The 19302-nt window shown below is 70.2% G+C and carries 15 protein-coding genes; 3 read left to right on the top strand and 12 right to left on the bottom strand.

Going from position 1 to position 19302, the window contains the following annotated elements; all coding sequences use genetic code 11:
• Positions 1 to 4 precede the first annotated feature (4 nt).
• From PBN85_RS02075 to PBN85_RS02060, 4 genes are all read right to left on the bottom strand, one after another.
• Positions 5 to 1759, bottom strand: a complete 1755-nt coding sequence (locus tag PBN85_RS02075) for a tannase/feruloyl esterase family alpha/beta hydrolase (RefSeq protein ID WP_271300001.1) — start codon at positions 1757 to 1759, stop codon at positions 5 to 7.
• Between the two features lie 26 nt (positions 1760 to 1785).
• Complete coding sequence (locus tag PBN85_RS02070; protein WP_271300000.1) at positions 1786 to 2493, bottom strand: DUF3237 family protein; 708 nt, start codon at positions 2491 to 2493, stop codon at positions 1786 to 1788.
• A gap of 40 nt (positions 2494 to 2533) precedes the next feature.
• Positions 2534 to 2851: a 2Fe-2S iron-sulfur cluster-binding protein gene (locus tag PBN85_RS02065; protein ID WP_271299999.1), complete on the bottom strand. Its 318-nt coding sequence runs from the start codon at positions 2849 to 2851 to the stop codon at positions 2534 to 2536.
• A 78-nt stretch (positions 2852 to 2929) separates the two neighbouring features.
• Entirely contained in the window at positions 2930 to 5317 is a 2388-nt protein-coding gene (locus PBN85_RS02060; protein ID WP_271299998.1) for a TonB-dependent receptor, read from the bottom strand.
• 253 nt (positions 5318 to 5570) lie between these two features.
• Here PBN85_RS02060 and PBN85_RS02055 point away from each other — a divergent pair, with 253 nt between their 5' ends.
• The 3 genes from PBN85_RS02055 to PBN85_RS02045 all read left to right on the top strand — a co-directional run bounded on the left by PBN85_RS02055 (position 5571) and on the right by PBN85_RS02045 (position 7383).
• Positions 5571 to 5939 carry a hypothetical protein gene (locus PBN85_RS02055; protein WP_037531759.1) on the top strand — a complete coding sequence of 123 codons (369 nt, stop codon included), beginning with the start codon at positions 5571 to 5573 and terminating at the stop codon, positions 5937 to 5939.
• A 109-nt stretch (positions 5940 to 6048) separates the two neighbouring features.
• Positions 6049 to 6378, top strand: a complete 330-nt coding sequence (locus tag PBN85_RS02050) for a UrcA family protein (protein WP_200870339.1) — start codon at positions 6049 to 6051, stop codon at positions 6376 to 6378.
• A gap of 135 nt (positions 6379 to 6513) precedes the next feature.
• Positions 6514 to 7383 carry an MBL fold metallo-hydrolase gene (locus tag PBN85_RS02045; RefSeq protein ID WP_271299997.1) on the top strand — a complete coding sequence of 290 codons (870 nt, stop codon included), beginning with the start codon at positions 6514 to 6516 and terminating at the stop codon, positions 7381 to 7383.
• Positions 7384 to 7394: 11 nt separating this feature from the next.
• On the opposite strand, the gene PBN85_RS02040 is transcribed toward PBN85_RS02045, so the two are convergent.
• From PBN85_RS02040 to PBN85_RS02005, 8 genes are all read right to left on the bottom strand, one after another.
• Positions 7395 to 8324: a Vgb family protein gene (locus tag PBN85_RS02040; RefSeq protein WP_443026760.1), complete on the bottom strand. Its 930-nt coding sequence runs from the start codon at positions 8322 to 8324 to the stop codon at positions 7395 to 7397.
• A gap of 30 nt (positions 8325 to 8354) precedes the next feature.
• Positions 8355 to 9242 (bottom strand): sterol desaturase family protein, encoded by an 888-nt coding sequence (locus tag PBN85_RS02035; protein WP_271299996.1) that lies wholly within the window; start codon positions 9240 to 9242, stop codon positions 8355 to 8357.
• Positions 9243 to 9357: 115 nt separating this feature from the next.
• Entirely contained in the window at positions 9358 to 10932 is a 1575-nt protein-coding gene (locus tag PBN85_RS02030; protein ID WP_271299995.1) for a tetratricopeptide repeat-containing sulfotransferase family protein, read from the bottom strand.
• Positions 10933 to 10946: 14 nt separating this feature from the next.
• On the bottom strand, positions 10947 to 11876 hold the full coding sequence (locus PBN85_RS02025; protein ID WP_271299994.1) for a response regulator transcription factor: 930 nt from the start codon (positions 11874 to 11876) through the stop codon (positions 10947 to 10949).
• On the bottom strand, positions 11866 to 13284 hold the full coding sequence (locus PBN85_RS02020; protein WP_271299993.1) for a hybrid sensor histidine kinase/response regulator: 1419 nt from the start codon (positions 13282 to 13284) through the stop codon (positions 11866 to 11868). The genes PBN85_RS02025 and PBN85_RS02020 overlap by 11 nt, the downstream gene beginning before the upstream one ends.
• Positions 13281 to 15065 carry an allophanate hydrolase gene (gene atzF, locus PBN85_RS02015; protein WP_271299992.1) on the bottom strand — a complete coding sequence of 595 codons (1785 nt, stop codon included), beginning with the start codon at positions 15063 to 15065 and terminating at the stop codon, positions 13281 to 13283. The genes PBN85_RS02020 and atzF overlap by 4 nt, the downstream gene beginning before the upstream one ends.
• Positions 15062 to 18679: an urea carboxylase gene (uca, locus tag PBN85_RS02010; protein ID WP_271299991.1), complete on the bottom strand. Its 3618-nt coding sequence runs from the start codon at positions 18677 to 18679 to the stop codon at positions 15062 to 15064. Before uca ends, atzF begins: the two co-directional genes overlap by 4 nt.
• Positions 18679 to 19302 (bottom strand): urea amidolyase associated protein UAAP2, encoded by a 624-nt coding sequence (locus tag PBN85_RS02005; RefSeq protein WP_373276492.1) that lies wholly within the window; start codon positions 19300 to 19302, stop codon positions 18679 to 18681. Before PBN85_RS02005 ends, uca begins: the two co-directional genes overlap by 1 nt.

The raw sequence follows: 19302 nt of genomic DNA, 5'->3' as shown, positions 1-19302 counted from the left end.
CGGCCTAGCTGCAGAGGAAGTCCTCGGCCCGTTCGGAGGCGTGGCCGGGCTGCCGCGGTCTGGCGATCTTCGGATAGGGGCAGAGCGGACGGGTGCGCGCCGGCCAGGGCGAGGCGGGGTTCGCACGGGCGACGATCCGGTCGGGTGCGACGCCCCGCTCGACCCAGGCGACCAGGGCATCGAAGGCGTCGAACCGGTCGGTCGCCGGGCCGCCCGAGCAATGGCCCATGCCCGGCACCGGGAAGACGCGGACGAACGACGCCGCCTTGCCGCCCGTCGCGCGATCGACGCCGCTCCACCAGGCGATCGTGTCGTTGATCGAGAAGACGGGATCGGAGCCGCCGTGCGGCACGATCATCTTGGCGCCATGGCGGCGGAAGGCGGACAGATCCTCGGATCGCGCGGCGATATCCGACCAGGCCGATCGCGCGAAGCCCGGCGCGGTGGCGAAGATCGCCGGCGCATCGCGATCGACGTTATAGGCAAGCTGGTAATCCATCCCTGCCTGCGGCGTCGCGGCGAGCAGGCGCGGCGGGGTCGAGAAGATCGTCGCCAGCGCGGGCGCGCCCATCGCGGCGTTGATCGCCGGGATCATCGGCCGCGGCCCCTGCGCCGCCAGCCCGATCTTCCACACCCGCCAGCCGTCATCGGACAGGCCCGCGTCCCACGGGAAGCTGGCGTAGAGCGCCCTGCCCCGGCTGTCGTGCGGCCCGGCATAGGCTTTCGCCAGCGCGTCGATCTGAATCGGCGCGAGGCAGCCGGCCGCTTTGTCGCCGTGGCAGACGCGCGCGCGCAGCCGGCCGAGTACCGCATCGGTGCGGCATTGCGCGAAGGCCCCGACGATGCCGTCCCTGAGGCCGTCGCGCGCGTCGCACGCCTCCAGCACCGCATCGCGGGCGAGGCGCAGGTCGGCGTCCGAGAAGCTCTCGGCAAGGCGCGCGATCGGCACGCTCGCCTCGCCCGCCCGGCGGACGATCGCGGCGAATTGCTGCGTGTTCCACGCCTCGGCGATCGCCGCCTTGGGCAGGGCGAAGCCGGGTGCCGCGGCCAGGATCCCGTCGAACGCGTCAGGATAGCGCTGCGCGAAGGCCATGCCCTCCTGCCCGCCCTTCGAACAGCCGGCGAAATAGGAATGGACCGGATCGCCGCCATAGACATAAGCGATGATCGCGCGCGCGGCATCATAGCTCGCCTTGAGCGAAGCATGGCCGTAATCGGCGCGCGCCTGCGGATCGGCGCCGAAGGCAACCATGCCGCCGCGCGCCGGATCCGCGTTGGACGTGTTGGAATGCCCCGCATCCTGCGTGATGACCGCATAGCCGCGGCTGATCCCGAGCGGCTGGCCTTCCGCGATCACGCCGAGCGCCTCGTCGACATTGCCGTCGGTGCCGCCGCCGCCCTGGAACAGGAAGCGCCGGTTCCACTGGTCGGGCAGCCGCATCTTGAAGCGGATCGCATACCGCTGCCCGTCGCGGCCGACATGCTCCGCCAGCATCCCGCTGACCTCGCAATGCGCCGGCAGCGGCGCGGATTGTGCGCCACGCCCGATGTCAACGACGAGGCCCGCCGCATGCGGGGTGGCCGCAGTGATGCGAATCCCGCCGCGCGACCAGGAGGCGAGCGCGGCGCAGCGAGTCCCGCTGCGGCCGGCATCGGCCTGCGCCGCCGCGGCCGGCGCCGGCGCGCCGTGCAGCGCGACCGCGGCGCCGACGGTGAGGCACAAAGCGGAGGTCGTCGCCAGCAGCAGTCGGTGCGTCACGGCAAGCTCCTCTCGCGAAACCCGGTTCAGGCGACCCGGTAGACGGTGATCCGCACCGCCGGATCGCGGCGTTCGGGAACCGGGCCGATCATACCGAGAAACACCGCCTGGTTAAGCCAGCCATGCTTGCCCATCGGGACTTCGAACACCGGCGTCGTGCGGACATAATCCTTGCCGGCCAGTCCCTTGTTATAGATGTGGATGAGCGTGCCGTCCGCCTCGCGCATCAGGTACGACGCCTCGACCATCGTGAAGCCGTCGCTGCGCACCACCTGCCAGTCCATCCCCTCCGGCAGGATGGTGCCGGACAGCCGCGGGCCGGCGAAGGTGCCGCCGGTGATCGGGATGCGCACGCGCTTGCCGACCGGGGTGATCCCGACCTGTTCGACCGGGCCGAGCGTCACGATCGCCTCATAAGCGAGGTCGAGGCCGATGCTCGTCAGCGGCGCGGTCCGTCCCGGCGTCTGCGCCGCACGCGCCGGCGCGGCGAGCGCTGCGCCGACGCCGAGCGAGCCCGCCACCAGATGCCGCCGCGACACCGCCGTCTCCACCGCGGCCGGCACGGCAAATATATCGCCTTCGGTCATATCCGTCCTCTCCATCGCCGGGCTGTCCGCCCTGTCGCCTGATCCGACCGCCTGCCCGCCCAGCCGGGCGAGGAAGCGGTCGCGCCGCAGGCTATGCGCCGATCCGCCGGGAGGCACGTCGAAAATCGGCGCTGCGACGCCGTTCACCGACGGCTCCGCTGCGACGGGTCCGACCGCGGTCAGCCGGTCAGGCCTCCGCCCCGATCGTCACGCGCAGGCCGTCGAGCCGGGCGTCGAAGGGGATCTGGCAGGCGAGCCGCGATGTCGGTGCGCGGTCGTCCAGACCGTCGAGCAGATCCTCTTCCTCGCTGCTCGCGGGGGCGAGACGCGCGGCGTCGGCGGGGTCGACGATGACGTGGCAGGTGGCGCAGGACAGACAACCGCCGCACAGCGCGAGCAGTTCGTCGATCCCCGCCTCGCGGATCACCTCCATCACGGAGAGGCCGGGCGCGGTTTCAAGGGCGCGGGTGTCACCCTCGCGCGTCGTGACGATCAATCGGGTCATGGGGTCCTGGTCTTGGCTGTGTCGCGGGTCTGCGGGATGCCGCCGCCGCGGGGCGGACGGCACCCGTCGATCGGCGGATCAATAATGAAGGCGGAATTCGACGCCGACGCGCCGCGGCGTCAGCACCCCGCGCGCGTAATAGCGCTCGACGACATCGGTGCGCACCTGATTGTACGACGATATGTCGTTGCTGATCGCGGTCACCGCATATTTGTCGAAGATATTGTCGGCGAACAGGCCGAACTCATATTGCGACGTGACGTAGTTCAACGACGCGCCGTGCGTCACATAGCTGGGGATGCGTTCGCCGTTGCCGCGCAGGCCGACGCGCGAATAGATGCCGCCGCGATAGACGGACGCCCAATTCGCCTCGATCCGGCGGCCGTCGCCGAGCGGATAGGTGTAGTTGATCTGCAGGCTGCCGCTGTTCTTCGCCGATCCGGGCAGGCGATCGCCCGCAAAGGCATCGTAGCGCACCCCCTGGCTGACGACGAGCCCGGCGACATCCTGCGTCAGATGCGCGTCGACATAGGAATAGGTGCCGGTCAGCGACAGGTTGCGCACCGGCCGCACCGTCGTCTGGACGTCGAAGCCGCGCGACACGGCGTCGGCGCCGTTGACGGTGATGCCGATCGCGCCGTTGACCGTCTGGCTCGGTACCTGCACGCCGGTCCAGTTGATCTCATAGCCGTCGACGGTGAATTGCAGCCTCTTGTCGAACAGGCTGGCGCGGATGCCCACTTCCTTGTTGCGCGTGCGGTCCGGGCCGTAGACCAATTCATTGGGCAGCGCGCAGAGGTTCTGGCCGGCGGGCAGCGGCTGGATGCAGGGGACGACGCGGTTGACGCCGCCGACGCGATAACCGGTCGAATAGGTGAAATAGGCGAGCAGGTTCTCGCTGAACTTGTACGAGGTATTGCCCTTCCACACCACGCCGTCCTTGGCGGTATCGCCGGTGCGGATGCGGCTCGCGGCGATCGTGGTCGACGGATAGGGCATGCGCGTCAGGCCGCCGCCGAACAGCGGCGTGTCCGATCCGCCCTCGACGCTCGCGTCATATTTGAAATAGCGGATGCCGCCGGTGACCTGCCACGCCTGGGTCAGGTGCAGCGTGCCTTCGCCATAGGCGGCCTTCTCGGTCGTCTTGCTGTTGACCAGCGAGATATATTCGAGGTCGTCGGGCCGGTTGATGCCGGCGAAGGCGGCGAAGCCGGGCGTATATTCGTTGCGCGTGCTGCCGAACTTCAGCCGATTGTAGAAGCCGCCGATCACCCAGTTGAACGGCCCGCCATGCGCGGAGACGATCCGTACCTCCTGGTTGAACTGCCGGTAACGCTGTTCATTGTTGGCATAGGAGGAGAATTGCGGGAACGCCTCATAGCCGTAATCGAGGTCGAGCAGCAGATCGGTATTGTCGTCGGTGCTGGTGATATGCTGCTTGGTATAGGCGGTGGTGCTGACCAGCTGCGCGATCCGGCCGAGGTTGATGTTGAATTCGGCGGAGAACAGATCGGCCCGGCGGTCGACCGGTTCCAGATAGCGCCACGGGCCTTCGTAATCGCCGGTGCCGAGCACGCCCGCGCCATTCGCCTGACGGCCGCCGGTCTTGGTCGTCTGATGCGCGTAGGTGAGATACGCCTTGATGTCGGGATTGACCTCGAGCAGCAACTGGTTGCGCGTGGTGAAGGTGTGTTCGTAATTGACGTCGCGCCTGCGCGTGAAGTTGGCGCCGTAATCGGCGTTGCTGCCCAGCGATCCGGCCGCGCCGGTCGCCGCGCGGCCCGGCTGCGGGTCCGACACGCCGGGCTGCTGGAGCAGGTAATTGTAATCGATGAAGCCGGCATTGTCGTAATAGCCGGTCGAGGTGCGGAAGGCGATGTGGTCCTTGACGATCGGCACGTTGATCGCGACGTCGCCGAGCGCGCCGAAATCCCCCGAATGCGACTGGGCATAGCCGCGGCCGTGCGCGTCGATCGTGATCCGGTCGGTCTCCGGACGGTTGGGGATGTAGCGCACCGCACCGGCGAGCGTGCCGAGACCGTAGAGCGTGCCCTGCGGCCCCTGCAGCACCTCGACGCGCGCGACGTCGATCAGCTTGAAGTCGAGGTAGAGTGGCACTTCGCCCAGATAGACGCCGACCGCATTGCCGCTGTCTGCGCCGCCCACGCTGGTGTCGCCCGAGGCGATGCCGCGCAGGATGATCGCGCCGGTCGAGCCCGGGCCGGTGTCGGCGACGGTGACGCCCGGCGTGAAGGAGGCGAGCGAGCGGATGTCGTCGAGCCGCTGCGTCTGGATCGTCTCGGCGGAGACGGCGCTGATGTTGATCGGCGCGTCCTGCAACGTCGTCCGCCGCCGGCTGCCGGTGACGACGATGTCGTTCGCGTCCGAGACGATCGACGGGTCCGCCGCCCCCGCAGCATTCGCCGGCGCCTCCTGCGCCAGCGCCGGCGCGCTGAGGATGCTCATCAGCGCGGTCGCGCCCATCAAGCCTGCGCGGGAAAAACCTACTGCCATCAACGCCCCCTTGTCACAAAACCAACGGCCGCCGAGGCTTTGCCGGTCGGTGCCGGCGTCCCGATCGGGCCGTTCGCGTGTGCAGCAGAGTGTGGATATTGGCGGCGAACCGACATGGGGCGTTTGACGTAACCGGCCGATCGTCCGCACCGCCTACGTCAAACGGCGGATGCCGCCGTGCCGCGTGTCGCGCTAGCCAGGACCCATGGCGATCCGGCTCTTCCTGCTTGCGGCGACCGTCGCTGCCCTGCCCTCTGCCGCGGCGGCAGCGCCGCGTGCGACGCTGGTGCATTGCGGCACCGAGACCTGCCTGCGCCTGTCGGGGGAGCGCGCCGATGCCGCCACCCCGGTGCGGATCGGCGGGCGGGCGCTCGCCGTCGAGGGTGGACGCCGCTGGCGGATCGTCGTGCCGCTGGCGACCGCCCGGAGCTGGCCGATCACGCGCCATTATGCGGTGCCGATCACCTTTGCCGACGGCGACGACGATCAGGCGCGCACCGCGACCGTGGCCCTGCCGCCCGGATCGCTCGGCGGCCGGCTGGAGCTCGCCTCGCTGGTCATCGCCGCCCACTGATCCGCGCCGCGGTGGCGGCGGCCGGGTGCTTGTCGACGGGCACCATCACTCCTACATTCATGCGACCGTGTTGCCGGAAGAGCGACAGGCCCGAATGCAGGAGATGATGATGAAACTCGGTGTCGCGGCGCTCGCCGCTGTTCTGGCGGCCACGCCGGCCCTCGCCGCACCCGGCGGCAACCCCTTCTCGGCCGACAGCGCCGTGCTCAACCTGCGCGGGCTCGATCTGACCACCGTCGACGGCCAGCAGCGGCTGGCGATCCGGATGGATCAGGTCGCCAGCACGGTCTGCGGCGAGAAGCTGAGTAGCGTCCATCTCGCGCTCGGTGCGCAGGCGCGCGAATGCCGTGCCGACGTGATCGCCGACATCCGCACCCGCATCGCCGCCGCGACCGCGGCGCGCGGCGAGGCGCACGGCACGCAGCTGGCGATGCGCTGAGGCGTCGACGGAGCCGCATTCCGGCTCCGTCAAACGCCCCATGGCCGCGCGGATCGCTCCGCCTAGGCTGACGGGATGATGCCTTCGTCAGCCATGTTTAGCAGACCGGTCGGGCCTTCGGTCCGTCGGGCGCTCATGCTCGCCACTGCGGCGTGGCTGACACTCGGCGCGGCGGCGCCCGGCGGGCCGTCATTTGCGCCCTGGATCGACGGCACCACGCCGGGCGAGCCCGAAACGCAGGTGCAACGCATCGACGCCGACACCGTCGTGATCCGCCAGTCGGTGCGCACCAATTTCGAGGCGCCGTTCCTCTACCTCCTGTTCGGACGCGACCGCGCGTTGCTGATCGACAGCGGTGCCGGCGGATTGCGCATCCGGCCCGTCGTCGACCGACTGATCGCCGACTGGCGCCGGCGCCATGGCGACCGGCCGATCCGCCTGATCGTCGCGCATTCGCACGGTCATGGCGATCATCACGCCGGCGACGACGAATTCCGCGACCGCCCGGATACGCAGATCGTCGGCCTCGCCCCCGAACAGGTCGCCGCCGTCTTCGCGGTTCGCGACTGGCCCCGGACGATCGGCCATTACGACCTCGGCGGCCGCCCGCTCGCGATCCTGCCGACGCCGGGGCACGAACCCGCGCATATCATGGTCTACGACGCGCGCACGCGGCTGCTCTTCTCGGGCGACATGCTCTATCCGGGCCGCCTCTACGTGCCGCGCGACCGTTTCGCCGTCTTCCGCGCCAGCGCCGACCGGCTCGCTGCCTTCGCCCGCACGCATCCGATCCGCGCCCTGCTCGGCGCGCATATCGAGATGACGACGACGCCGGGGCGCGACTATCCGATGCAGGCCGCGTCGCATCCGTCCGAACATGGTCTGGCGCTGCCGCCGACGGCGATCGCGGAGCTCGACGCGGCGGTGGATGCGGCCGCGACGCCGCCGGCGATCGATCGCCACGCCGATTTCATCGTCTACCCCATCGATCCCAAGCCGCGCTGATCGCGCCGCGGTCAGCGGCCGATCGACTTGGGGCTCTTCCACCACGACAGCGTGTGCGCGTCGTGCGCGCTCGTCCACACGCCCGCCCGCGTGTAGCGCAACGCGCCGCTGCCCGCCGCCGCGCCGACCCGCGCGGTGATGGCGAGCGTCCGCGCATCGATGACGACGAAGGTCTGGCCGGCGGTGGTGCGCAGCCAGACCTTGCCGCCGCCGGTATCGATATCGCCGTATTTCAACGTCTCGTCGACCTTGACCCGGCCGGTCACCGTGGCGCCGGCGGGGTCGATCCGCGCGACGGTGCCGTCCCCCTGTTCCTGCACCCAGACCGCGCCTTCGCCCACCGCGAGGAAGCCCGGCTCACGACCCAGCGCAACCGTCGCGGTGACCGTATTGGTCGCGGGATCGATGCGTTGCAGGCTGCGGCCGGTGCCGCTCACCGCCCATAACGCGCCCTCCCCGAACGCCAGATAGAAACTGTCCGGATTGACCGGGATCGAAGCGATCACGCCGTTGGTCGCGGGATCGATCCGCGCGATGACGCCGCCCGCGTCGCTCGCCACCCAGATCGCGCCCGCCCCGGCGGCGACGTTGAGTTCGCCCTTGGGATTGGCGATGCCGGTGCCGATCACCGCGGTGATCGTCGCGGTCTTCGGATCGATGCGGTTGAGCGTCAGCGCCTTGCAATCCGCCACCCAGAGCGAGCCATAAGCGATCGTCATCGCGCCGCACGGATGCGCCATCGCCACCGCCGCCTGCTTGCCGTGCACCGACCAGCGCTCGACCCGGCCGACGTTGGTCGCCCAGACGCTCTTGCCGTCGACGGCGAGGAAATCGGCAAAGCCCGGCACGGTCAGCACGCGCGCGGACGGCGTCGCGGCCAGCGCAGGCGCGATCATCAGGCAGGCGGAGATCACTGCCGCCACCCACGTCTTCGCTGTCATGCGCACATAGTCCCCCGTCAACGATGGCGATCAGATCGCGGCTTCGGTCTGCTCCGCGGCGTCGCGGCGCCAGCGCGCCCGCGCGATCAGCGGTTGCGCCGGGAACAGGAACTGCTCGCGGATCGTCAGCCGCCGGCGCGCGTCCTGCCCCACCGCCTCCGCCTCGCCGTCGCAATAGGTGCCGAAGATGCGGTCGAGCAGGATCAGCGAATTGCCGTAATTGCACCGCGTCTCCTCATAGCCGACCGAATGGTGCAGGCTATGGTTGCGGATCGTCGTGAAGACATAGGCGTACCAGCGCGGCGGATCGCAGCGCGTATTGGCGTGCGCGAAGGTGGAGACGATTGCGAGGATGTTGAGCGCGCAGAACTCCGCGGCGAGCGGCAGGTCGAACAGCGCCAGCACGCTGAGGCTGATCAGGAACAGCTCGATCGGATTGCCCACCGCTCCCTTCATCGCGTTGAGCTGCGTCAGATGGTGATGCGGCGCGTGCGTCGACCAGAAGAACGCCTGATTGTGCATCAGCCGGTGCATCCAATATTGGCCGAATTCGATCAGCACGATCACCATCGCGACCTGGACCACGAACGGCAGGTGCATCGCCCAGGCGGTGGTGATGCCGAGCGCATGTTTGGCGGCGGTGAGCGGCGCATCGGCGAGCGTGCGCGACAGCCAGGCGATCGCGGTATAGTTGAGCGTCAGGTAGAACAGGTCGGTGAGGAACTCCTGCCGGGTGAGGCGCCAGCTGCGGTGCCGCTCGCTGACCCATTCGAGGCCCTGGATCAGCGCGGTGGTGAGCAACGTCGCGAGGACGATCGACCAGGGATTACCGGTCACCGCGGCGGGCGCGACCGCCCAGCCGAACAGCACCGCCGCCACCATCATCGGCTGCACATAGCGCAAGAGGGTCGTCGTCATCGTGTTCCGCCCGATCTGCCGGCGCCACGGGGCCGGCCGCAGCGCAGACGATAAGGCGGCGGACCGGCAGCACAGGTGGGCAAATGACGTAGCCGCGGCTGGCGCGCGCACGCGACTATTCGACAACGATACCGCGTTCGGCGAGGAAGGCGCGGGCCGGCGCGAGCGCCTCGGCATGGCGGCGCCAGCGATCCACCGCATCGCGGTAGAGCGGGCGGCGGACCTGCGCCGCGCTCGGCGTCGACACCGGCGCGGCATTGCTCTGGAAGGAGAGGCAGGCGTCCGACCAGTCGAGACCGCAATGGGCGAGCAGCCGGCGCGTCGCCTGCTCCTGGTTCGCCACCAGATCCTCATAGCCGAGTTCGAGCACCCGCCCCGGCAGCACCTCGCGCCACAGCGCCATCAGCCGGTCGAAACGATGATAGTAAGCCGCGATGTCGAGCAGATCGTAACTATAATCGTAATAGCGCGAGCCGATCGCGAACAGGTTGCGGAAGTTGGCGAGGATCGTGTCCATCGGATTGCGCCGCAGGCAGACGATCGCGGCATCGGGCAACGCGCGGGCGATCAGGCCGATGTACATCATATTGCCGGGAAACTTGTCGATGAAGCGCGGCTTCGCGCCGGCAACGTGCGCGGCGGCGCGGGCGAGGTAATCGCGACCGATCGCACCCGGATCGACGGCCGCCGCCGCGGCGATCGTCTCGGGATCGAGCACGGTGCGGCTGCGCGTGCCGCTCGCCAGCTTGACCGCGAGCGGCATCGCCTGCAGCTCGCCGGCGCTCTCGACCTCGGGATGCGACGACAGGATGCGATCGACCAACGTCGTCCCGGTCCGCGGCATGCCGACGATGAAGATCGGCCGCGCGCCCGGCGCCGGACTCGCCGGCGCGGCGGCGGGCCGCAGCCAATGCGCTTCGACCGCATCGAAATTGGCGGCGTCGCTGGCGAAGCGATAGGGCAAGGCGGCGCGATGCTCGGCATTGGCCTCGGCGAGCGCGGCGAAGGCGGTGATCGGCTCGCCGAGATCGTCGAGCTCCTTGGCGAGCGCATAGCCGAGCAGCAGCCGGTCCGGCCCCGCCCGCGCGGCGCGGCGTGCTTCGGTCAGCCGGTCGACATGGTTGCGCTCCGGCGTCTGCCGGCGCAGCCCGGCGAGCAGGTGATGCGCGCGGGCATGGCCCGGCGACCGCGCGATCAGCGCTTCCACCGCCTGCTCCGCCGCCTCTTGCCGGCCGACGAAGCTCAGCGCGGCGGCCTGATTGTAGCGGAACTCGACGTTCCCCGGCTCCAGCCGCACCGCCGCGTCGAAATGCGGCAGCGAGGCGGCATGGTCGCCGAGCCGGGCATAGACGCAGCCCATCGTGTCGCGCCCGAGCGCGTCGCCCGGCGGCGCGGCCTCTGCCGCCCGCAGCGCGCGCGCGGCGTCGTCGTCGCGGCGTACCAGCGTGTAGAGGCGGGCGAGCTGCGCGTGATATTCCCCCTGCCCGTCGCGCCCCGCCGCCGCCTCGACCAGCTCGATGGCGATCGTCACCTTGCCGAGCAACGCCGCGGCGATGCCGGCGAGGAACCAGGCCTCGGCGACGTGCGGCGCCTCGATCCGCCAGCGGGTGGCGGCATCGAAGGCCGCGCCGGTCTCGCCGCGGGCGAGCAGCGCGCGGATCGTCGCGGCGCGCGGTGACGGAGAGGTCATGCGGCGGCGTCCTCCTAGCGGGTCAGGGTGGTCACCGCGATCGCCGTCGCCGACGCGCGATTCTCCACCCCCATCTTCTCGAATATCTGTTCGAGATGCTTGTTCACGGTCCGCGGGCTGATCTGCAGGATGTCGCTGATCTCGCGATTCTGCTTGCCGCGGCTGATCCACAGCAGCACCTCCGCCTCGCGCGCGGTGAGGCCGTGCTGCGCGGCGAGCATCTCGCGCTCCTCGCCCTCATGCCGCTCGGCGAGGCGGAAGACCCATTGGCCGGCGGCGGTGCAGCGCAGCAACGTGGCTTCGAGCGTCCGCTCCCCCGCGGCGACGGCGATCCGTGCGCCGGGTGCGGGCGGTGCCGCCTGGAGGTCGCGCAGCGCCGCGCGCACGGGATCGGGCAGACCGCCGGCGGCGGACGACCAGCCGGGAAACAGCCGTTCGAGCATCAGGCTCGCCGCCGGGGTGAGCCATTGCGGCGTGCCGGCGCGATCCACCGCCAGCGCCGGGCGACCGCTGGTGTCGAGCGCGAGCTGGCTGCCGTGGGCGACGCGCGCGGTGGCGAGGTGGACGCGGATGCGCGCGAGCAGCTCGTCCACGACGATCGGCTTGCTGACGAAATCGACGCCGCCGACGCTGAGCCCGCGCACGACATGTTCGGTCTCGGTCAGCCCGGTCATGAAGATGATCGGCAGGTGGCGCAGGCCGGGCTGGTCCTTGATCCGGCGCGTCGTCTCGAACCCGTCGAGCCGCGGCATCACCGCGTCCATCAGGATGAGGTCGGGGACGACCGTCTTGAGCGAGTCGAGTGCGGCGAGCCCGTCGATCGCGATCAGCACGGTCATCCCGGCGCTCTCCAGCGTGGCGGTGAGGAAGCGCAACGCTTCGGGCGTGTCGTCGACGACCAGGATCACCGGCCGGACGGGATCGGCGGGGTCGCTATGCGGCATCGTCGATCGTCTGTACCAGAGACCGCAGGTCGAGCGCCTGCAAATGGCGGCGCAGGATGGCGACGAGCCCCGCCGCTTCCGGAACCGACGTCGCGAGCGCGTCGAGCGCCCGCTCGACGCCGCGGACATGACCGATCCCGGCCTGCGCGCGCGCCTGTTCGAGCAGCGCCCCGGCTTCGGGCGGCAGGGCGTCGCGCGGCATCGCATCGTCGGCGGACGCCGGCGCCGGCGTGTCCACTTGCTCCCAGCGCAGGTCGAGCTGGCTGCCGATCAACGTGACAAGGGCATCGAGTTCGACCGGCTTGGTCATGAAGGCGTCGTGGCTGTCGCGCCCCTCGCGCGGCGCGCCGAGATCATGGGCATCGGCCGACACCAGCACGATGCGCAATGCGCCGCCATGATCGGCGCGGAGCCGAGAGGCGACCTGCCAGCCGGTCATCCCCGGCATCTGGATGTCGAGCAGGACGATGTCGGGCGCGATCCGTGCAGCGAGCGCGAGGCCGTCGGGGCCGTTCGCCGCGGTCTCGACCCGGAAACCGAGCGGGACGAGCAGCGAGTGCAGGATCGCTCGCTGCGCCGGATCGTCGTCGATCGCCAGCACCGTGCGGCGCGCGCCATGATAGCCGGTGATCGCCCCGCCCGGGTTGGCGCCGCGCACGGCGCGATCGACCGCCGGCAGCATCACCCGGAAGCGGAAGGCGCTGCCTGCGCCGCGCGTGCTGGTCACGGCGATGTCGCCGCCCAGCACGCTCGCCAGCACGCGGGTGATGGCGAGGCCGAGGCCGATCCCGGGCTGACGCTGCGCCTCGCTCGAGCTGCCGCGATCGAACGGCGCGAACACCCGGTCGAGATCCTCCGCGGCGATGCCGATGCCGGTATCGCGGACGGTGATGTCCGCCACCTGGCTGCGATAGCCGACGTGCACCGCGACGCTGCCGGCATCGGTATATTTGATCGCGTTCGAGACGAGGTTGATAAGGATCTGGCGCAGCCGCCTGTCGTCCGCCTTGACCCGATCGGGCAGCCGCGCGTCGATCTCGAGCGTCAGCGCGAGGCCCTTGGCCGCCGCCTGCATCCGGAACATGGCGACGACCTGCTGGAGCAGCGCGCGGATGTCGATCGGCTCGGCGCGGATCGTCATCACGCCGCTTTCGATCCGCGAGATCTCCAGCAGCCCTTCGACGAGGTTGGTGACATGCTCGGCCGAGCGGCGGATGATCGTCCCCGCCTCCGCGCCCGAGATGCCGGGATCGCGTTCGAGCAACTGGGCATAGCCGTAGATGACGTTGAGCGGCGAGCGGATCTCGTGGCTGACCGCGGCGAGATAGCGCGTCTTCGCCTCGTTCGCCGCCTTGGCGCGTTCGAGTTCGGCGCGGATCGCCGGATCGCTGGCGGTGGGCGCGATCATGATCCCCCCGGACGGGCGAGACCATCGATATAGGCGCGCCAGCCGCCGAGCGCGGTGATGTCCTCGGCGCCCTCGATCGCGCGCGGCTCGGCGACGAAGCCCTTGACCGTCGAACCGTCGGCGAGCGTCACCGATCCGATCGCGAGCGGCGCCGGCACCTCGACGACGAAGCTGCCGAAGGCGGCGACGTCGAGTTCATAGACCTCGACCGCGATTGCCGCGCCGTCGGCGGCATGGACCAGCGCCGGCTTGGGCGGCGTGCTGTTGGCCATCGCGTAGAGCCGGTAGGTCGGCGCGGTGTTGGTCGCGGCCACCAGGCGCGCATTGCGCGAGGTCAGCTGCCAGTGCAGCGGCATGCCGTCGAGATGGGCGCCGACGACGGCGAGCTTTACAATGTCCATAGGGTCCTCGGTGGTCAGGGGCGGTGACGGTGGCAGCGCGGCGGCGGCGAGATAGGCGTCCCCCGCGTCGAGCAACGCGCGGTCGGTCCAGGCGGGCGCGATCAGCGTGATGCCGAAGCCGGTGCGATTATCACGCCAGCCGGCGGGCAGCGCGAGCGCCGCCATGTCGAGCAGATTGACGAAATTGGTATAGAGGCCGAGGTTGCTGTTGAGCGCGATCGGCGCGGCGCGCATCTCGGCGATCCGGTAGATGGTCGGCGTCGTCGGCAGCGCGAGCAGGTCGATGTCCTGCCACATCGCGTCGGCGTGGCGCTGGAGTTCGGCGAGGCGATACTGGCCCTCGAACACGTCGACGCCACTGACCGTCCGCCCGTGTTCCATGATCGCGCGGACGGTCGGATCGATCGCCTCCGGCCGGTCGTCGAGCAGCGGCCGGGCGGCGGCGGTGCGCTCCGCCACCCAGGGCCCACCGTAGAGCAGCATCGCCGCCTCGCGCAGCGGCGCCATGTCGATCTCGACCAGTTCGGCACCGCTCGCGGCGAGCGTCGCCAGCGCCTGATCATACAGGCGTTCGGACGCGGCGTCGCCGAGGAACAGGCGCTGGTCGGGCCGCGGCACGCCGATCCGGCGCAGGGCGACCGGCCGATCCGCGACCGGGCGGGAATAGGCATCGGCGGCATCGAAGCCGGCGACCACCGCATCGACCGCGCGGGCATCGGCGATGTCGTGGGTGAGGACGGTGATGCAGTCGAGCGTGCGACAGGCGGGGACGAGCCCGGTCGTGCTCCACCGCCCCTTGGTCGGCTTCATGCCCACCAACCCGTTGAACGCCGCCGGCACGCGCCCGGAGCCCGCGGTGTCGGTTCCGAGCGCGAAGGCGACCAGCCCCGCCGCGACCGCGACCGCCGACCCCGAGCTCGACCCGCCGCTGACATAGGCGCGGTTGAACACGCAGGCGGGCGCGCCATAGGGGCTGCGCGTGCCGTTGAGCCCGGTGGCGAACTGGTCGAGGTTGGTCTTGCCGACCGGCACCGCGCCTGCCGCGATCAGCCGCGCCACCACCTCGGCCGATGCCGCCGGCCGATAGGCGAAGTCGGGACAGGCGGCGGTGGTCGGCACGCCGGCAAGGTCGATATTGTCCTTGATCGCGAAGGGCACGCCAGCGAGCGGCAGCGTCTCGCCCGCCGCGATCCGGGCATCGACCGCCGCGGCGCGCGCCAGCACGTCCGCCTCCGCCAGCCGCGTGATCCACACCGCGGGCTGGATCGCGGCATAGGCCTCGATCCGCGCCAGCGCGTCGCGGGCGACCGAGACCGCATTGGTTTCTCCCGCGGTCACCGCCGCGGCGATCGCGCCGGCCCGGATACGTCCGTCGCTCATGCCACCTCCACCGCGAGCATCGCGCCGCCCGGAGCGAGCGACTGTTTCTCCTGCACATAGACCGCGCGGACGATGCCGGTGACCGGGCTGACCACCGGCGATTCCATCTTCATCGCCTCGATCACCGCGATCGTCTCGCCGGCGCTGACGCTGGCGCCGTCGGTGACGAGCAGCTTCCACAGGCTGCCGCCGAACGGCGCCTCGACCAGCTCGCAGCCTTCCGGAACCGCGATCTCGGCGGTGGCGGTGCCGGCGTCGGCTTCCTCGGTGAGCGCGGCGACGCGATCGAACTCGCCGCTCCGCTCCCAGGCGGCGCGCTCCGCATCGAACGCCGCCTGCCGCTGCGCCTGAAAGGCGGCGATCGACGCGTCATTCTCCGCAAGGAAGGCGCGATAGTCGGAGAGGCGGAACACCTCCTCCTCGATCCGGATCGCGCGGCGGCCGAGCGGGAAGTCGCGCCGCCATTCGGTCAGTTCGTCATGGCTGACCGGGAAGAAGCGGATGCGATCGAAGAAGCGCAGCAGCCACGGCTTGCCGTCCTGGAAGGCGTCGGTCTGCCGCCACGCGTTCCACACCTGGATGGTGCGGCCGAACAGCTGATAGCCGCCCGGCCCCTCCATGCCGTAGATGCACATATAGGCGCCGCCGATGCCGACGACGTTTGGCGGCGTCCAAGTCCGCGCCGGATTGTATTTGGTCGTCACCAGCCGGTGGCGCGGGTCGATCGGCGTCGCGACCGGCGCACCGAGATAGACGTCGCCCAGCCCCATGACGAGATAGTCGGCGTCGAAGACGATCCGCTTGACTTCGTCAATGCTGTCCAGCCCGTTGACGCGGCGGATGAATTCGATGTTGTCCGGGCACCAGGGCGCATCGTCGCGCACCGATTCCATATACTTGTCGATCGTCTGATAGATCGCCGGGTCCTGCCACGACAGCGGCAGATGGACGACGCGCGACGGGATCTCGAAATCGTCGAGGCCGCCGAGCCGCTCCTCGGCGGCGACCAGCGCGGCGATCAGGTCCCGCTGCGACAGCAGGCGGCTGTCGTAATGGAGCTGGAGCGAACGGATGCCGGGCGTCACGTCGATCATCCCCGGTAGCGCCATCGCCTCGATCTCGAGCATCAGCGCGTGAACGCGCAGCCGCAGTTCGAGGTCGAGGACGATCGGGCCATATTCGACGAGCAGGTTGCGATCGCCCTGCTGGCGATAGGTCACGGCCGGCCGGACGCCCTGCGCCGGAATCGCGTGCAGGATCGGCGAGCCGAGCGTTTCCTCCCCGGGAGCGCCGGCGCGATCGGCCGGGGGCGCCGCCAGCGTGGCGACCAGCCGGTCCTGCGCCTGCTCCGCCGCCACCGCCGCGGCGGTGTCGATCGGCACGAAGCGGACGCTGTCGCCCGGTGCGAGCTGCCCGACCTTCCACAGATCGGCCTGCGCGACGACGAACGGGCAGACGAAGCCGCCGAGCGACGGACCGTCGGGGCCGAGGATGATCGGCATGTCGCCGGTGAAATCGACCGCGCCGATCGCATAGGCATTGTCGTGGATGTTGGACGGATGCAGCCCCGCCTCGCCGCCGTCCTGCCGCGCCCATTGCGGCTTGGGGCCGAGCAGGCGGACGCCCGTGCGGTTGGAATTGTAATGCACCTTCCACGCGGTGGCGCGCAGCATCGCGATATCGTCGGCGGTGAAGAAGTCGGGCGCGCCGTGCGGGCCGTAGAGGACGTGCAGCGTCCAGTCGCGGGTGATCGCCGGACGGTCTGCGGCGGCCAGCGCCGCCGCGGGGGCGGCGGGCGGATCGGTGCGCGCGAGATGCAGCGTGTCGCCGGTCATCACCGCGCGCCCGGCATGACCGCCGAACTCGCCGAGCGTGAAGGCGCTGCGGCTGCCGAGGAACAGCGGCACGTCGAGCCCGCCGGCGACCGCGATATAGCCGCGCATGCCGCCGCCGGTGACGCGGCCGATCCTGAGCGTCTGCCCGGCGGCGACGTCGACCGGTGCGTAGCAGCCGATCGGCACGCCATCGAGCGTCGCGCCAAAATCGGCGCCGGTCAGGCACACGCGCGCCGCGGCGTTGAACAACAGGGTCGGTCCCGCGGCGGTGATCTCCAGTCCCGCCGCCGCCTCGTCATTGCCGATCAATCGGTTGCCGAGGCGGAAGGCGAGCGAATCCATCGGCCCCGAGGGCGGCACACCGACGTGCCACAGGTGGAGCCGGCCCGGATGATCCTGCACCGTGGTCAAGGCGCCGCCCGCCAGCACGCGGATCGTGCGCGGAGTATAGGCGATGTCGGCGAGCGCGCGCGTCGATACTGCGCCGGAGGTGAACACGTCGGAGCGCACCACGGTGCGCAGCCAGTCGAGGTTGGTCTCGATCCCGGCGATGCTCGTCCGGTCGAGCGCCTCCTGCATCGCGGCGACCGCCGCCTCGCGGGTCGGCGCGGTGACGATCAGCTTGGCGAGCATCGGATCGTACCAGGCGGACACCTCCGTCCCGGCGGCGATCCAGTGATCGACGCGCGGCCCCTCCGGAAAGGTGACGCCGACCAGCCGGCCCGAACTCGGCCGATAGTCCTGCGCCGGGTCCTCGGCATAGAGGCGGACCTGGATCGAGGCGCCCTGCGGCGTGGGCACGAAGCCGTCGAGGAAGCCGGTATCGCCCGCCGCCCCACGCACCATCCATTCGACCAGATCGACGCCCGTCACCTGCTCGGTGACGCCATGTTCGACCTGAAGCCGGGTGTTGACCTCGAGGAAGAAGAAATCGTCGCGCTCCGCGTCGTAGAGGAACTCCACCGTGCCGGCCGAGCGATAGTCGGCGGCGGCGGTGAGCCGCACCGCCGCGTCGATCAGCGCGCGGCGCGTCGCCTCGGGCAGCAGCGGCGCGGGGGTTTCCTCGACGACCTTCTGGTTGCGGCGCTGGAGCGAACAGTCGCGTTCGCCGAGCGCGACGACGTGGCCTGCGCCGTCGCCGAACACCTGCACCTCGATATGACGCGCGCGCGCGACATAGCGTTCGAGGAAGACGCCGCCGTCGCCGAAATTGCCCGCGCCGAGCCGCGCCACGGTGGCGAAGCCGTCGCGCACGTCGGCGGCGTCGGTGCAGACCTTCATGCCGATCCCGCCGCCACCCGCGGTGGCCTTGAGGATCACCGGATAGCCGATCCGCTCCGCCGCGGCGAGCGCGGCGGCCTCGTCGCTGAGCAGGTCGGTGCCGGGGGCGAGCGGGACGCCGTGCGCGGCGGCGAGGTCGCGCGCGGTGTGCTTGAGCCCGAAGGCACGGATATTCTCGGGAGTCGGGCCGATGAAGACGATCCCGCGCGCGGCGCAGGCCTCGGCGAAGGCGGTGTTCTCCGAGAGGAAGCCATAGCCGGGATGGATCGCCTGCGCGCCCGTCGCCTCTGCCGCGGCGAGGATCGCGGCGACGTCGAGATAGCTTTCGGCGGCGGGCGCGGGGCCGATGCGGACCGCCTCGTCGGCCTGCGCGACATGCGCCGAGCCCGCGTCCGCGTCGCTGAACACCGCGACCGAGCCGACGCCCATCTGCTTGAGCGTGCGGATGATGCGGCAGGCGATCGCGCCGCGGTTGGCGATCAGGACCTTGGTGAACATCAGCCGATCACCTGCATGCGCACCGGCGTGGGGTTGAAGCCGTTACAGGGATTGTTGATCTGCGGGCAGTTCGAGACGACGACGATCACGTCCATCTCGGCACGCAGATCGACGCTGAGGCCGGGCGCGGAGATGCCGTCGACGATCCCCAGCGTCCCGTCCGCCTCGACCGGCACGTTCATGAAGAAGTTGATGTTCGACACCATGTCGCGCTTGCCGCGGCCGGCACGGACGTTGGCGTCGAGGAAATTGTCGACGCAGCTATGCTGCGCCTTGGTGTGGTGGCCGTATCGCAACGTGTTCGATTCGCACGAACAGGCGCCGCCGATCGTATCGTGATAGGCGACGTCGCTGGCGACGATCGTCATCATCGCCCGCCCCTCGTTGGACAGCAGCACCGCGCCGGTGCGCAGGAACAGGTTGCGCTGCGTCGCGATCGTGTCCTGTGCGCTATAGCGTTCGGCGTCGTCAGCGGCGGCGTACATCAGGAAATCGACCGCCTGATTGCCTTCAAGGTCGATGATGCGCAGCGTCTCGCCGGCGGCGATGCGGTGCATCCAAGGCGCCCGCGCCGGAACGGTCTCGTCGTGGCGGATGGCGCCGGGAAGAGGGGCAAGGGTCAT

It is taken from the genome of Sphingomonas sp. CV7422 (assembly GCF_027945725.1).
Classification (GTDB): Bacteria; Pseudomonadota; Alphaproteobacteria; order Sphingomonadales; family Sphingomonadaceae; genus Sphingomonas; species Sphingomonas kyungheensis.
Note: the sequence above shows the minus strand (reverse complement) of the source record. Positions and strands in the feature narration are given on the sequence as shown.

Coding starts and splice junctions, on each gene's coding strand:
- PBN85_RS02060 (WP_271299998.1), bottom strand. CDS start 5,317: ATGAGCATCCTCAGCGCGCCGGCGCTGGCGCAGGAGGCGCCGGCGAAT.
- uca (WP_271299991.1), bottom strand. CDS start 18,679: ATGTTCACCAAGGTCCTGATCGCCAACCGCGGCGCGATCGCCTGCCGC.
- PBN85_RS02035 (WP_271299996.1), bottom strand. CDS start 9,242: ATGACGACGACCCTCTTGCGCTATGTGCAGCCGATGATGGTGGCGGCG.
- PBN85_RS02040 (WP_443026760.1), bottom strand. CDS start 8,324: ATGACAGCGAAGACGTGGGTGGCGGCAGTGATCTCCGCCTGCCTGATG.
- atzF (WP_271299992.1), bottom strand. CDS start 15,065: ATGAGCGACGGACGTATCCGGGCCGGCGCGATCGCCGCGGCGGTGACC.
- PBN85_RS02050 (WP_200870339.1), top strand. CDS start 6,049: ATGAAACTCGGTGTCGCGGCGCTCGCCGCTGTTCTGGCGGCCACGCCG.
- PBN85_RS02045 (WP_271299997.1), top strand. CDS start 6,514: ATGCTCGCCACTGCGGCGTGGCTGACACTCGGCGCGGCGGCGCCCGGC.
- PBN85_RS02005 (WP_373276492.1), bottom strand. CDS start 19,302: ATGACCCTTGCCCCTCTTCCCGGCGCCATCCGCCACGACGAGACCGTT.
- PBN85_RS02020 (WP_271299993.1), bottom strand. CDS start 13,284: ATGATCGCGCCCACCGCCAGCGATCCGGCGATCCGCGCCGAACTCGAA.
- PBN85_RS02065 (WP_271299999.1), bottom strand. CDS start 2,851: ATGACCCGATTGATCGTCACGACGCGCGAGGGTGACACCCGCGCCCTT.
- PBN85_RS02025 (WP_271299994.1), bottom strand. CDS start 11,876: ATGCCGCATAGCGACCCCGCCGATCCCGTCCGGCCGGTGATCCTGGTC.
- PBN85_RS02030 (WP_271299995.1), bottom strand. CDS start 10,932: ATGACCTCTCCGTCACCGCGCGCCGCGACGATCCGCGCGCTGCTCGCC.
- PBN85_RS02055 (WP_037531759.1), top strand. CDS start 5,571: ATGGCGATCCGGCTCTTCCTGCTTGCGGCGACCGTCGCTGCCCTGCCC.